This window comes from Tenacibaculum soleae, from assembly GCF_001693415.1.
Classification (GTDB): domain Bacteria; phylum Bacteroidota; class Bacteroidia; order Flavobacteriales; family Flavobacteriaceae; genus Polaribacter; species Polaribacter soleae.
In genome coordinates this window covers 38,114-53,559 of sequence record NZ_MAKX01000002.1, presented here as the reverse complement: position 1 = coordinate 53,559, position 15,446 = coordinate 38,114, and the positions used below count along the sequence as shown (strand labels likewise).

The window sequence follows — 15,446 nt, the reverse complement described above, 5'->3', positions numbered from 1 at the left end:
ATGTTTGTGCTTCCGATTTACGGAATAATTTATAATTATTTTTTTTCGTTTTCTAATAATTGTTCAAGAGCTATAAAGTCAGGTACTAAAACTTGTCGTGCCTTACTACCTTCAAAAGGGCCTACTATACCAGCGGCTTCTAGTTGATCTATTAATCGCCCAGCTCTATTATAACCTAGTTTTAGCTTACGTTGTAATAATGAGGCCGAACCTTGTTGTGCAGTAACAATTACTTCAGCAGCATTTTTAAACAATTTATCTCTATCTGCAATGTCTATATCAACATTTGTGCCAGCTTCTTCACCTACATATTCAGGTAATAAATAAGCGTCAGGATAGGCACGTTGCGAGCCAATAAAGTCGGTTATTTTTTCAACTTCTGGGGTGTCAACAAAAGCACATTGTATACGTGTTATATCATTTCCTCCAGAGTATAGCATATCTCCACGACCAATTAATTGATCGGCTCCTGGTGCATCTAAAATAGTTCGAGAATCAATTTTAGAAGTTACTCTAAAGGCTATTCTTGCAGGGAAATTTGCTTTAATAATACCTGTAATTACGTTTACTGACGGGCGCTGCGTAGCTACAATTAAATGAATACCAATAGCACGTGCTAATTGTGCTAAACGAGCAATTGGTGTTTCTACTTCTTTACCAGCGGTCATAATTAAATCAGCAAATTCATCAATAACTAAAACGATGTAAGGTAAAAATTGATGTCCGTTTTCAGGATTTAATTTTCGAGCTCTAAATTTTGTATTATATTCTTTAATATTACGAACCATTGCGTTTTTTAACAAGTCATAACGGTTGTCCATTTCAATACAAAGCGAGTTTAGTGTATGTACAACTTTGGTGGTATCGGTAATAATAGCTTCTTCAACATCGGGTAATTTTGCTAAATAATGACGTTCAATTTTGTTAAATAAAGTTAATTCTACTTTTTTCGGATCAACTAAAATAAATTTAACTTCAGCAGGATGTTTTCTATATAATAGTGATGTTAATACAGCATTTAATCCTACCGATTTACCTTGACCAGTAGCACCTGCCATTAATAAGTGAGGCATTTTAGCTAAATCAACCACTAGTGTTTCGTTGGCAATAGTTTTACCTAAGGCGATTGGTAATTCCATTGGACTTTCTTGAAATCTCTTAGAAGAAATAACAGAATGCATAGAAACAATAGTCGATTTTTTATTTGGCACCTCAATACCGATTGTTCCTTTTCCTGGGATTGGAGCAATAATACGAATTCCTAATGCAGAAAGAGATAAAGCAATATCATCTTCTAAGTTTTTTATTTTTGAGATTCGAATCCCTGCTTCTGGAACAATTTCATACAAGGTAATTGTTGGTCCTACGGTTGCTTTTATTTGTGCGATACCAATTTTGTAGTTTTTAAGAGTTTCTACAATTTTATTTTTATTAGCCTCAAGTTCTTCTGGGTCAATAGATATGGTTTCGTTATATTCTTTTAATAAATTAAATGTAGGAAATTTGTAATTCCCTAATTCTAATGTTGGGTCAAATTCTCCAAAATCTTTTACAAGGCTATCGGATAAATTTTCAGCAACACTTTTTTCTTCAGCAACTTTTTCAATAGCTACTTCAACTTCTTTTATTGTTTCTTCAGATACTATTACCGAAGAAGGTTCCTTTTTTACATTTACATCTAAGGTTATTTCATCTTTTTGTATTGGGGTAACAGTTTTTACTTCAGAGTGTTTTGTAATTGTAGGTTGTAAATCTTCAACAGATAATTCAAAATCAGATTTAGATACTGTATTTTGTTCTTCAGGTTTATTAGCTACGGTATTAGAAACTGAAGCTTCTGTTTTTGTAATAGTTTCGTTAGCAAGGGGAGTGTTATTTGTTTTTATTTTTTCATTAATCTTTTCAGGAGTAATGCTATATCTGATGATTAAATAAGCTATAAGAAAGAATAGTAATAAAATAATTAACCCTGTTTTTCCTAAAAAAGTTTGTAAATACTCATTCAATTCAAAACCAATAATACCTGATAAGATTGCGTTTGTTTTTTCAACAAAACCTAAAGCTATAGAAAACCATAGCATAATTAATAATCCCCAATTCCATGAAATTATAATTCTTTTTAAATTTGTTTGTAATAAAATTCTTGCTCCAGTTAAAAGTAATGTAACTGGTATTACAAAGGCGCCTAATCCAAAACCTTTGTAAATAAAAAAGTTGCTCAATTTTGCGCCAATTTTACCTAATAAATTTTTTGTAGGAATGGCTTTGTTTGAATATTGAGACAATGCACTTTGATCATCTTGCCAAGAAAAGAAAAAAGAAATAAAAGCAACAGTTAAAAATATTGAAAAAAGCACCAAAAAAGCACCTAAAATGGTTTGATTATGTTTGTTAGAAAGAAAAGAAGTGATCTTTTTAAACAAATTATTATTAGGTTGTTTCTTTTTGGTGGTTGTCTTTTTTTTTGCCATGTATTTATACTAAAAATAAATTGAACGTTACAATATAGCTATTATTTTAGGAAGATAAATTATGCTCGCAACAATTAGCGAGGTTAGGGCAGCAAAAGCAGGTGCACCCGCTGCAATATCTTTTATGAAACCTATCTTTTTATGAAAATCAGGATGTACAAAATCAGCCACTTTTTCAACAGCTGTATTTAAAGCTTCTGCTACCAATATCATGCCAATTAAAATGCATTGAATCATCCATTCGGTTGCCGAAATATTAAAGTAAAAACCTAATAAAGTAGCAATAAAACCAAAAAATAGTTGTGCTTTAATACTATCTTCTGTGGTAATTAATAGCCACATTCCTTTTAAGGCAAAGGTCATACTTCGTAACCTTCCTTTTATAAAATCATCATTCGGATTTTTCATAAATTGTTATAAAACTTTTAAAGCAGCTTCGTAATTAGGCTCATCAACAATTTCGTTTACTTGCTCAGTATATATAATTTTACCTTCTTCATTAATAATAACAATACAACGAGAATGTAAGTTGGCTAAAGGCCCATTGGTAATTTCTAATCCGTAATCTTTTCCAAATTTACCTGTTGAAAAATCAGATAACATTACTACGTTTTCAATTCCTTCAGCACCACAAAAACGACCTTGAGCAAATGGTAAATCTCTAGAAATACATAAAACTTTGGTATTGTCTAAATTCGCAACTTTTTTATTAAATTCTCTAACAGAAGTAGCGCAAGTACCAGTATCTACACTCGGAAAAATATTTAAGATTAATCGATTTCCAGAAAAATCAGTTAAAGATTTAGTGGATAAGTCAGTTGCGATTAAAGAAAAATCAATTGCTTTTGTGTTGTTTTTTGGTAGGTTACCTATTGTGTTTACAGGTGTTCCTTTTAGTGTGATTGAAGCCATTTTTTAGTGTTTTTTAGAAAAACAAAGGTAATTAAAAAATGAGGAAGAAAAACAAGATGGACTTCTAAAAAAGTTATCTTCGCGCTTTATATACGATACTTTTGAATTTACATCAATACACATCAGAGTTTAAATATAACTGGAAACTTGCAGCACCTGTAATGCTAGGTATGTTAGGGCATACTTTTGTAAGTTTTGTTGATAATATTATGGTAGGGCAGTTAGGTACGGCCGAATTAGCAGCTGTTTCTTTAGGAAATAGCTTTATGTTTATAGCCATGTCGTTAGGAATCGGTTTTTCAACGGCAATAACACCTTTAATCGCTGAAGCTGATTCGTCTAATAATTTTAAACAAGCAAAATCAACATTTAAACATGGTTTGTTTTTGTGTACGGCAATTGGAGTGTTGATGTTTTTAATGGTTTTCTTTTCAAAACCGTTAATGTATTTAATGAAACAACCTGTTGAAGTTGTTGAACTAGCAATTCCGTATTTAGATTTAGTTGCATTTTCATTAATTCCGATGATTATTTTCCAAGCATTTAAACAATTTAGTGATGGATTATCAATGACACGTTACCCAATGTATTCAACTATTGTAGCAAATGTGTTAAATGTAATTTTAAATTACTTATTAATTTTCGGGAAGTTTGGATTTCCAGAAATGGGAATTATTGGTGCGGCATACGGAACTTTAGTATCTAGGTTTGTAATGGTATTACACCTTTGGTGGATACTTACAAAAAAAGAGCGATCAAAAAATTTGGTTACCAATATTAAATTATTTGTACTTGATAAATTGATGCTTCGTAAAATTATTAATCTTGGTGCCCCAAGTGCGATGCAAATGTTTTTTGAAGTAGCTATTTTTACTGCCGCAATTTGGTTAAGTGGATTGTTAGGTAAAAATGCACAAGCGGCCAATCAAATAGCTTTAAATTTATCATCAATGACATTTATGGTAGCCATGGGTTTAAGTGTTGCATCGATGATTAGGGTAGGAAATCAAAAAGGGTTAAAAAGCTATGTAGAGCTTCGAAGAATAGCATTTTCTATCTTTTTATTAGGAATCATTTTAGCTGTTGGGTTTGCAACTATATTTTATCTTTTTCATAAATCACTGCCTAATTTATATGTAGATTTAAATGATGTTAAAAATTATGCAGATAATATGGAGGTAATGAAAATAGCGGCTAATCTATTAATAGCAGCTGCCTTTTTTCAAATATCAGACAGTATTCAAGTAGTTGTTTTAGGAGCCTTACGAGGTTTACAAGATGTTAAAGTACCTACCATTATTACCTTTATATCATATTGGGTAGTTGGTTTTCCAATCAGTTACTTTTTGGGAACCGAAGAAAAATACGGTAGTTTTGGTATTTGGTTGGGGTTGTTAGCAGGTTTAACAACAGCATCTATTTTGTTATTTATTAGATTTAATAAATTAACATTAAAATTGATTGAAACAAACCCAATTGTTGGAGATAAATAAAATATAAATAATACATTTTTTATGAAATTACCTAAGTTTTTATTGGCAGATAATAGTAATCATCCAGAAGATATTTTTGTTTTACATACTGAGTATCCACGTTTTTTAATCAATTTAAAAGATGATGAAGTTGAGTGGTTTGAAGATTTATCTGGCGAAAGAGAAGAGGATATTACTACTGAATTAGCTGATTTAATGGATAAAGCTGGCGAGTTTTATGATAAAGAAATGGAGGGGTTAGCGTAAGTGAAAATGCTTGTTAGTAAAACTTTATTATATTTTTTTAACAAGCATTTTTTAAGTAAATTAATTATTATTGTAAATAAATAGCTTTTATTCACTTAATTTATATTTTCCTATGTAGCTAGATATATCTCCACCAAGGTATAAATAGCCATTATGTTCTTCAATTGATGTTGCTTCTTTAACAATTTTACCAGTTGTATCATAATATGTTTTTATAATCTTACCTTTATTATCTATATGCATTATCATTCCATAGGCTACAGCTTTTGGATGTAAAAAAGAAGGTAGACCATAAATGATTTTTTTAAGTAAAGGTTTTGGGTGAATTTTATCTAATAACTCATCTCTTTTAGTAGAAAAACCAAGCCAAAAACTTCCGTCTTGTCTTCTTGATATTCCGTTTGGAAAACCTGGTAAGTTATCTAAAAAAATATCAGTAGTACCTTTTTTTTCTCCTTTAAGCCAATATCTACGTATTCTGTATTTTGCTAAATCTACCATTAAAACAAAATCATCATTTTGAGAAACGGCAACACCATTTCCAAAATACGTACCATCTATTAATGTTTTTACGCGTTTTGTTGTTGGATTATAACTATAAAGCCCTCCATCTGGTTTAGATTCCATTAATAATTTCCAAATATGTTTGTTGTTAAAATTCAATTTAGATGATGTGTTTGTAAAATATATCATTCCGTTACTAGCTATATCTACATCATTAGGTATAAGAAACTTATTACCCTTTTCATCTTTATTAGCTAAAACAGTTATACCTCCTTTTTTATCAATACTTATTAGACCTCGTTCTAAATCGCAAGCAATAAGGTTTTGATCACGGTCAAAATGCAACCCAGTAACCCAAGATTTAGAATTTGAAAATATTGAAACTTTTCCAGATGTGTCAATTTTTAAAACACGCCCGTCCGTGAAATCATCTTTTGAAACATGAACTCCACAATATAAGTTGCCAAGATTATCAACAGCAATATCCTCAGGGCCATACCAACCGTTTAAATCAATCGGTTTTGTTGCATTTAATAAATTATTTTTAGCCAAAACCCCTTCTTGTTTTGGAACTTTTAGAGGCGACCACGCTATTGGGTTAATTGATTTAGAGTTGTATAAAACACTAATAAAAAGTAAGCTAATTAAAGAGAATACTGTAATTGTTATTTTTTTTAACATTTGCATTATATTTTTTTAAATTTATATAATACAAAGAAACAACAGCGTTTAGTGTTTGTATCTTGATATTTGTTATGAAATAAAAATTTCTTTTCTAATTCGACTTAGAGATTCGGAGGCTATACCAAGAAAGCTAGCTATTTGATATTGTGGAGCTCTACGAATGATTTTTTTATTGTAATTTTTTAAAAAATCTAGGTATCTTATTTTTGCTGATTTTGTTTGCATTGTTAAATTTCTTTCTAAAGCGCAGATATGGTTTTTTTCAGCTAAAATTCTTCCAAATTTTTCAAAATTTGAAGATGTGTTATAAAGGGTAGATAAATTACTAAAAGAAATCTCATAAACAATACTATCCTCAATAGCTTCTAGAGTTTCTAAAGAATTTGTCTGATTTATGAAGCTATTAAAAATAGTTATAAATTGATTGTCGCAAGCAAAGTAAGTAGTGATATTTTTTTCATCTAAATTTTTATATGTTCTAAATAAACCAGATTCAATAAAATACAAGTTGTCAGCTATTTTTCCTTCTTTAATTAATAAAGATTTAGCTTTATATTCTTGTTTTTTTAATTGACTGCAAAAAACTTCACATTCTTTTTTTGTAAACCCAACTAATTCTTCAAGTATTTTATTTAGTTCATTCATTTTTATTGATTTAAAATGTTAAAAAAAAACACTAGATTGATTTTCATTTTAATAAATAACTAGGGGTTTATTAAATTAAAAGAAGAAAACTACTTTTTAGCTCGCTCCACCAGTTCTAATTGCTCTAATTTAGCTTTGGTTGTAAATAAGCCATAATTTATAAAAACGGTTTTCTTTTCTATTTTATCAATAGTGCCTACTGCGTTTCCATCAATTAAACGAACACGGTCGTTTAATTTGTATATATAGGCAGCTTTTTCTATGGCTATTTTTTTAGCCTCCTCTTTCTTTTCTGCTCTAACTTTTACTACTTTTTGTAGTACTTCTTTTTCTACCTTTTGTATTGCTTCTTTTTGTTTTTGTGCAATAACTTTTTCCTGTTTTTTCTCAGTTTTAGTTAGTTTTTTAAGAGGTGCTTTTTTTATGCGTTTTGTTTTTTCGTTAGCTACCCATTTAAAAAAATCGGCAGATAACTCTTTTTTATTATTGGTTTGAAAATACTTATTAAGTAATTCATTTGTCTTTCTTCCCAAGGTAAGCATTCGCTGATTATTATCGTACAGTTCTTGAAAACCTGAAAGTTTGCTTTGTATTTTTTGCTCTTTTTCTTGTAAACTTTCTATGTGTTCTTGCCCTTTAGATTTTTGTTTAACCAAACTATCGGACGTTTTTTGTAATCGGTTACGTTCTTTTTGAAGCTTAGAAATGGTTTTATCTAATCTAATTTTTTCGGTTTCAACCCTTTTCTTAGCACGATTAATTAAGCTATATGGAATTCCGTTTTTTTGAGCAACTTCAAAAGTAAAAGAGCTACCAGCTTGTCCTACATGTAATTTGTACAAAGGTTGTAAAGTACGTTCATCAAACTGCATATTTGCATTGGTAACATTATCTAGCTCATTAGCTAAAACTTTTAAATTAGCGTAATGTGTAGTAATAATACCAAAAGCTTTTCGCTCGTAAAACTCTTCTAAGAAAATTTCAGCTAAGGCTCCACCTAACTCAGGATCAGAACCGGTACCAAATTCATCAATTAAAAATAATGTGCGTTCGTTACATTTTTTTAAAAATGAACGCATGTTTTTTAATCGATAGCTGTAAGTACTTAATTGATTTTCGATAGATTGATTATCGCCAATATCAGTTAAAATAGTATTAAATAACGTAGTTTCACTACGTTCGTGAACAGGTATTAATAAAGCGCTTTGCAACATTAATTGTAGTAAACCGATTGTTTTTAAAGTAATACTTTTTCCCCCAGCATTAGGGCCAGAAATAACAATAATTTGCTGTTTTTCATCTAATCCAATCGTTTGAGGAAAAGTTTCGATATTTTGTTCTTTATTTTTTTTCCATAAAATGGGATGAAATGCGTCTTTAAAAAATATTTTTTTGTCTTTGCTAATTTTTGGAAGCAATCCGTTTATACTTCTAGCGTATTTTGCTTTTGCTCCCACCAAATCCAGATGGGTTAAAAAATCAGTATATTCATTCAGTAAATAGGTGTAAGGATGTATTTTACTAGCTAAAGCTCTTAAAACTTTTACAACTTCTTGTTTTTCTTCATAAATTAAATTTTGCAATTCCCTACTGTAAGCAAGCGTTGCTTGTGGAGCTATGTATACAATATTTCCTGATTTTGAAGATCCTAACAAACTACCTTTTACTTTACGACGATACATTGCTGTAACAGCTAAAACGCGTTGGTTGTCAATAACGGTTTCTTTAATATCATCTAAATAACCACTGGTTATATTTCGGGTTAAAGCATGTGAAAAACTTTCGGCTATTTTTCCACGAACATTATTAATGTCTTTTCTAAGTTGTTTTAAAATAGGTGAAGCATTATCAGCTACTACACCGTACGAAGTAATTATTTCTTTGATGCTATCTGAAATAAAAGTAGTAAACTCTATTTTATCACTTAAATTAAAAAGCGTAGGGTAGTAGGTTGCAAATTTTTTAAGAAACTTTTTTTGTTCGTTAACAGTCTCGGTAACTGAGGCTACTTTTAAAAAAGCTTCGGTTTCTAAAAAACTGTTTTCTATCGATAATCTTTTAGTTTCTTCTGAGATATCTTCAAAAAAATGATTCGGAATCCTATTTTCATTTTCAAATGAGGATAGGTATTCGTTTACTAAGTTTAGTTCGAAAAATAAATTTCTCTTGTTTGAAATTGGCTGAATTTGTAGCGTTTTTTCTTTTCCTAAATTTGTAATACAGTATTCCGCAACTTGTTTTAAAACAGTTGTAAATTCTAAATCTTGAAGTGTCTTTTCTGAAATGTTTTTAGTCAAAATAGTATATTTGAAACCTGAGCAAAAATAACAAACAATGCAATTAAATATTAGTGATAGCTGGAAAAATATTTTACAAACCGAGTTTGATAAACCGTATTTTAAAAACTTAACTGATTTTATTGATAGCCAATATAAAAATCATACTTGTTTTCCGAACAAAGAAGAAATATTTGCAGCGTTTAATTACTGTAGTTTTAATGATTTAAAAGTGGTTATTATTGGGCAAGATCCGTATCATGGAAAAAAGCAAGCAAACGGATTATGTTTTTCGGTTCATGAAGATGTTAAACATCCGCCGTCATTAAAAAATATCTTTAAAGAAATTGAAACTGATTTAGAAACAACATATCCAGTTTCGGGAGATTTGTCTCGTTGGGCAACACAAGGTGTTTTGTTGTTAAACGCAACTTTAACCGTAAGGGAAGGAGAAGCAGGAAGCCATCAACAAAAAGGTTGGGAAACTTTTACTGATACAGTGATTAAAAAAATATCTGAAAAAAAAGAGGATGTGGTATTTTTACTTTGGGGGAAGTTTGCCGAAAAAAAAGGAAGCATTATTGATGTTAAAAAGCATACGATTTTTAAAGCCCCGCACCCATCTCCGTTGGGTGCTTGGCGAGGCTGGTTTGGTAGTAAGCATTTTTCTAAAACAAACACTTTTTTAAAAGATAAAGGTAAGGAGATTATCCAATGGTAATTTCGGCCAAATCTATTTGTTGATTATCATAATATGGTAAAATAATAGCATCTAATATATCTTCTGTAATATCAGGGTAATTGACTTTAATTGATTGTTTAGTGTTTACCCATGAAGATATTTTAGAAACTTGGTTTTTGTTAAATTTCTTTAAAACAGGGATTCCCATTTGTTTTAAAGATAAAGCATTACATTGTTGTTCGTATTGATTTTTCATAGGAACTACCAGTAATTTTTTTTGTAGAAACAATGCTTCAGCAGGTGTTTCAAAACCAGCACCACATATAACTCCTTTACAAGAACTAATGCTTTTAATAAAATTATGACCATTTATAGGTTTTATAATAACATTATTTTTAAAGATATGCTCGGAAGTGTTTTTTGAAAAAACCTCCCATTTTACGTTTGTTATTTGTGAGAGTACTTTGATGATTTTTTTATCACTGTAAGCAGGAAGATAAACAGTATAATGCCCCTTGTTTGTATTATTACTGTATCTTATTTTTTTACGTATTATTGGTGTAAAAATAGCAGAAGAGTAGGTGTTAAAATGAAAACCAAATTTTGTTTTTATAGGGGCATAATATTTTAAAATTAACCGCTCTACTCTATAGGTTCCATATTTTGGCGCATTAGGATCCAAAACAGCATTTTGATGACTTAATGATATAATTTGAGTGTGTTTAAATTTGGCAGCCCAAGCTGTAATAGGTTCAAAATCATTAATAACCAAATCATAGTTTTCAATAGGAACAGATTTAATTTCGTTTATTAAGTTTTTAATTTTAACTTTTTTAATTGTTTCCCAAAAATTAATTCCGCCTTTTTTTCCAAAAATAAAACTCAATCCGTAATATTTGTATTTTACTTTAAAAGGAAGCTTTAATTCAGATTGATAACCACTAATTAATATATCAACCTCCCCTTTTTGCTGTAAATAAGGTATTATTTCTGTAGCTCTGCTTGCGTGTCCGTTTCCTGTACCTTGAAAAGCGTATAAAATTTTCATATTTTTAGTGAATGTTAAATTCTTTTAAAAGTTCTTCAAAAAGTTTGTGATTACTACTTTCAGCATTCATATACTCGGTATCATTAATTGAAGTATTTTTATGAATGTTTTTGGCAACGTTGTCTTTTTCATATTCGTACAAAGACCAAGATTTGTTTGAATATTCTAACGATGTTAAGTTTTCAATCCAATCACCAGAGTTTAAATATGTTGTTGTCCCTTTTTCTATTTCAATTTGTTTTATTTCAGGTTGATGTATATGCCCACAAACCACATAATCATAGTTTTTTGAAATAGCTATTTCTGATACTATTTTTTCAAAATTATTAATAAATTTTACAGCACTTTTAACACTGTTTTTTATTTTTTTAGAAAAAGATAATCTTCCGTACCCTAATTTATTACTAGTCCAGTTTACGGCAGTGTTTATCATAATTAAAGTGTCGTATCCAATACTACCAAGTTTAGCTAACCATTTAGAATGTTGCATGGTAACATCAAAAACATCTCCATGAAAAAACCATCCTTTTTTACCATCAATATCTAGTATTAACTTGTTTACAATTTCAAAACTACCAAGACGAAATCCTTTAAATTTACGTAACATTTCATCATGGTTTCCAGTAATGTAGTATACTTTTGTGCCAGAAGTTATATAAGACATTAGTTGTTTTATAATTTTCATGTGTGGCTTAGGAAAGTATCTTTTTTTAAATTGCCATATGTCAATAATATCACCATTTAAAATTAATATTTTAGGGTTTATTGTTTTTAAGTAATTGTGCAATTCGCTAGCTCTACAGCCATAAGTGCCTAAATGTACATCAGAAATAACAGCAATATCTAATTTTCGTCTTTTCATTTTAAAGTATGCTAAATATATTTTAGTAAATATACTTTTCGAATGTGTTTTTAAACTAAACTAAATGTAAAGTGTTGGTAATTATAGTTTTATTATATAGTAAGGTGTATGTTTTTTTAACGTAAAAAAGCTCGGTATGTACCGAGCTTTTTACGTTTTATAGATAGGATAAAGTTAGTTGTTGTATAACACCCAAGTTCCTTTTTCTAATAAAGGAATGGCTTGTTTGTATTTTACTTCTTTTTCTTCACCAGACATTACATTTTTAATAGTAACTTTTTCGTTACGACCAATTTTTGGTTGCTCACGAACAATAGTTTCAACAATTTGCTGCTCTTGTGTTTGTTGATTACGAGCGTTACTCATTGCTTGTTGTGTTGAATTTTGAACTTCGTCTTTACGAGTGTCTAATTGTTCACGTTTTTGATGTTGCGGAGCTTCTGATACTTGTGATGCATCTTGACTTGGTAATTGTCCTTTAAATAAGAATGACAATACCTCTTTATTAACTTTATCAACCGTTTCTTGAAATAATTCAAAAGCTTCAAATTTGTAAACTAATAAAGGATCCTTTTGCTCGTAAGTAGCGTTTTGAACGGTTTGTTTTAACTCGTCCATTTTACGTAAATGATCTTTCCAGTTTTCATCAATAATTGATAAAGTAATATTCTTTTCAAAATCATTTACTAATGATTTTCCTTCAGATTCATACGCTTCTTTTAAGTTTGTAACAACCTGCAATGTTTTTACGCCATCGGTAAAAGGAACTACAATACGTTCGTAACGATCTCCTTCATTTTCAAAAACATTTTTAATTACCGGAAAAGCACTGTCAGCGTGTCTTTCAGTATCATTTTTATAATGTTCAGAAACAATTACATATAACTTATCGGTTAATTCTTCTTCTGTAAATTTGTTAAACTCTTCTTCAGAAAAAGGAGAAGTCATTGCTGAGAAACGGATTAATTCGAACTCGAAGTTCTTATAATCATTTTTTATTTTATTTTGTTTTACAATTGAGCTACAAGTATCATAAATCATATTTGCAATGTCAATTTGTAAACGTTGCCCATCTAACGCATGACGACGACGTTTGTATATAAACTCACGTTGTGCGTTCATAATATCATCATACTCTAATAAACGTTTACGAACACCAAAGTTATTTTCTTCTACTTTTTTCTGTGCTCTTTCGATAGATTTTGAAATCATAGAATGCTGAATTACTTCGCCTTCTTTTAATCCCATTCTGTCCATCATTTTAGCAATTCTGTCAGAACCAAATAAACGCATTAAATTGTCATCTAAAGCAACATAAAATTGCGAAGAACCAACATCTCCTTGACGACCAGCACGACCACGTAACTGACGATCGACACGACGAGAATCATGACGCTCTGTACCAACAATTGCCAAACCACCAGCGGCTTTTACTTCATCTGATAATTTAATATCTGTACCACGACCAGCCATGTTTGTTGCAATTGTAACAACGCCTGGGTTACCTGCTTCGGCAACTACATCAGCTTCACGTTTGTGTAATTTTGCATTTAATATATTATGAGGAATTTTACGCATTTGTAACATTCTACCTAATAATTCAGAAATTTCAACAGAAGTTGTTCCGATAAGAACTGGGCGACCAGCTTTTGATAACTGCACTACATCTTCAATAACAGCGTTGTATTTTTCACGCGTAGTTTTATAAACTAAATCTTCTTTATCATCTCTTTGAATAGGTCTGTTTGTTGGAATTTCAACAACATCTAATTTGTAGATTTCCCAAAACTCACCAGCTTCAGTAATCGCAGTACCTGTCATACCAGATAATTTACGATACATTCTAAAGTAATTTTGTAAAGTTACGGTTGCAAATGTTTGGGTAGCATCTTCAATTTTTACATCCTCTTTAGCTTCAATTGCCTGATGTAATCCGTCAGAATAACGACGACCGTCCATAATACGACCAGTTTGCTCATCAACAATCATTACTTTATTGTCCATTACTACATATTCAACATCTTTTTCAAAAACAGTGTAGGCTTTTAAAAGTTGATTCATAGTATGAATACGCTCGCTTTTTACACTGAAATCGCGATATAATTCTTCTTTTTGATTTGCTTTTTCTTCAGGAGAATCATTACTGTTATCAATTTGACCAACAATAACACTAATATCAGGTAAAACGAAAAAAGTATCGTTTTGTGTTTTTTCTGATAAGTGACCAATACCTTTATCGGTTAAATCAATTTGATTGTTTTTTTCTTCAACTGTAAACCATAATTCTGCATCAACTTCAGGCATCAGCTTATTGTTGTCTTGCATGTAAAAGTTTTCAGTTTTTTGAAGAATTTGCTTAATTCCTTCTTGTGATAAAAACTTAATTAAGGCTTTGTTTTTTGGTAAACCGCGGTAAACTCTTAATAATAAAAATCCGCCTTCTTTATCGTCTCCTGCTTTTAATAGTGCTTTTGCTTGAGCTAAAACGCCTACCAAGTATTTGTTTTGAATAGCAACTAAATCGGCAACAAGTGGTTTTAGCTCGTTAAATTCATGACGGTCTCCTTGTGGTACTGGTCCGGAAATAATTAATGGCGTACGGGCGTCATCAACTAAAACAGAATCTACTTCATCAATAATGGCATAATTTGGAGCTCTTTGTACTAAATCTTCTTTAGAGCTAGCCATGTTGTCACGTAAATAATCGAAACCAAATTCGTTATTTGTTCCGTAAGTAATATCGGCATTATAGGCTTTTCTACGAGCTTCTGAATTTGGCTGATGAAAGTCGATACAATCGGTACTTAAACCATGAAATTCGAAAATAGGAGCCATCCATGCACGGTCACGTTTTGCTAAGTAATCATTTACAGTTACTACGTGTACTCCGTTACCAGATAAGGCGTTTAAATATACAGGTAAGGTAGAAACTAGTGTTTTACCTTCTCCTGTCATCATTTCGGCAATTTTACCTTGGTGTAATACTGATCCACCAATTAATTGCACATCGTAATGAACCATTTCCCAAGCAACTTCTTTACCAGCAGCATCCCATGAACTTGCCCAATATGCTTTGTCGTTTTCTAAAGTGATATGGTCTCTTGTAGCAGATAATTCTCTGTCAAAAGCAGTTGCTTCAACTTCTAACTCATCGTTTTTAGTAAAGCGTTTAGCGGTTTCTTTAACTAAAGCAAAAGCTTCAGGCATAATGGCTAATAAAACAGCTTCAGAAGCTTCATAAGCTTCGTCTTTTAATTTGTCAACTTCGGTGTATATTTCTTCTTGTCGATCAATATCAGCTGTTAGTGCTTCTTCTTCAAGAGCTGTAATCCTTTCTGTAAAAGATTTTGTAGCGTCCTTAATTTTGGATTTAAATTCGATTGTTTTTGCACGTAAACCATCATTAGATAAACTGCTTAATGAATTTTCAAAAGATTGTACTTTTTCAACAATCGGTTGTAGTGATTTTAGGTCTTTTTGCTGTTTATCTCCAACAAAAAGTTTTAGAATCGAATTTAAAACGCTCATTTGTAAAATATTGTTTTATAGCTCATTATGTTTTTGATAATGAGTTTTGTTATATGTTATGTTTGTATGCTTAAAAGTAAGCAAAAAAAAAGCCT

General features: G+C 30.6%; 12 protein-coding genes. 3 read left to right on the top strand and 9 right to left on the bottom strand.

Annotated features, from left to right (window positions below; all coding sequences use genetic code 11):
* Positions 1 to 35: 35 nt before the first annotated feature.
* The 3 genes from BA195_RS07485 to tpx are packed head-to-tail and all read right to left on the bottom strand — an operon-like array spanning position 36 to position 3,383.
* Positions 36 to 2,471: a DNA translocase FtsK gene (locus tag BA195_RS07485; RefSeq protein WP_068704073.1), complete on the bottom strand. Its 2,436-nt coding sequence runs from the start codon at positions 2,469 to 2,471 to the stop codon at positions 36 to 38.
* 27 nt (positions 2,472 to 2,498) lie between these two features.
* Entirely contained in the window at positions 2,499 to 2,879 is a 381-nt protein-coding gene (locus tag BA195_RS07480; RefSeq protein WP_068704071.1) for a diacylglycerol kinase family protein, read from the bottom strand.
* 6 nt (positions 2,880 to 2,885) lie between these two features.
* Complete coding sequence (tpx, locus tag BA195_RS07475) at positions 2,886 to 3,383, bottom strand: thiol peroxidase (RefSeq protein WP_068704070.1); 498 nt, start codon at positions 3,381 to 3,383, stop codon at positions 2,886 to 2,888.
* Positions 3,384 to 3,484: 101 nt separating this feature from the next.
* Between tpx and BA195_RS07470 the strand changes: the two genes are divergently transcribed.
* Together BA195_RS07470 and BA195_RS07465 are read left to right on the top strand one after the other, a co-directional pair.
* A complete protein-coding gene (locus BA195_RS07470; RefSeq protein WP_068704069.1) occupies positions 3,485 to 4,876 on the top strand; it encodes an MATE family efflux transporter in 1,392 nt (463 codons plus the stop codon).
* Between the two features lie 21 nt (positions 4,877 to 4,897).
* A complete protein-coding gene (locus BA195_RS07465) occupies positions 4,898 to 5,122 on the top strand; it encodes a hypothetical protein (protein ID WP_068704067.1) in 225 nt (74 codons plus the stop codon).
* A gap of 87 nt (positions 5,123 to 5,209) precedes the next feature.
* Here the strand turns inward: BA195_RS07465 and BA195_RS07460 are convergent, their stop codons facing one another.
* The 3 genes from BA195_RS07460 to BA195_RS07450 form a co-directional block, all read right to left on the bottom strand.
* Entirely contained in the window at positions 5,210 to 6,307 is a 1,098-nt protein-coding gene (locus BA195_RS07460) for an SMP-30/gluconolactonase/LRE family protein (protein WP_068704796.1), read from the bottom strand.
* Positions 6,308 to 6,379: 72 nt separating this feature from the next.
* Positions 6,380 to 6,955 carry a Crp/Fnr family transcriptional regulator gene (locus BA195_RS07455; RefSeq protein WP_068704066.1) on the bottom strand — a complete coding sequence of 192 codons (576 nt, stop codon included), beginning with the start codon at positions 6,953 to 6,955 and terminating at the stop codon, positions 6,380 to 6,382.
* A gap of 89 nt (positions 6,956 to 7,044) precedes the next feature.
* Positions 7,045 to 9,252 carry an endonuclease MutS2 gene (locus BA195_RS07450; RefSeq protein ID WP_068704065.1) on the bottom strand — a complete coding sequence of 736 codons (2,208 nt, stop codon included), beginning with the start codon at positions 9,250 to 9,252 and terminating at the stop codon, positions 7,045 to 7,047.
* A 37-nt stretch (positions 9,253 to 9,289) separates the two neighbouring features.
* On the opposite strand from BA195_RS07450, the gene ung reads away from it, so the two are divergent.
* Positions 9,290 to 9,952, top strand: coding sequence for a uracil-DNA glycosylase (gene ung, locus BA195_RS07445; protein WP_068704064.1), 663 nt, complete (start codon positions 9,290 to 9,292; stop codon positions 9,950 to 9,952).
* Here ung and BA195_RS07440 read toward each other — a convergent pair.
* From BA195_RS07440 to secA, 3 genes are all read right to left on the bottom strand, one after another.
* Entirely contained in the window at positions 9,939 to 10,961 is a 1,023-nt protein-coding gene (locus BA195_RS07440; protein ID WP_068704063.1) for a glycosyltransferase family protein, read from the bottom strand. The genes ung and BA195_RS07440 overlap by 14 nt on opposite strands.
* Positions 10,962 to 10,965: 4 nt before the next feature.
* Positions 10,966 to 11,823, bottom strand: a complete 858-nt coding sequence (locus tag BA195_RS07435; protein WP_068704058.1) for a UDP-2,3-diacylglucosamine diphosphatase — start codon at positions 11,821 to 11,823, stop codon at positions 10,966 to 10,968.
* Positions 11,824 to 11,997: 174 nt separating this feature from the next.
* On the bottom strand, positions 11,998 to 15,351 hold the full coding sequence (gene secA / locus BA195_RS07430; RefSeq protein ID WP_068704056.1) for a preprotein translocase subunit SecA: 3,354 nt from the start codon (positions 15,349 to 15,351) through the stop codon (positions 11,998 to 12,000).
* Positions 15,352 to 15,446 lie beyond the last annotated feature (95 nt).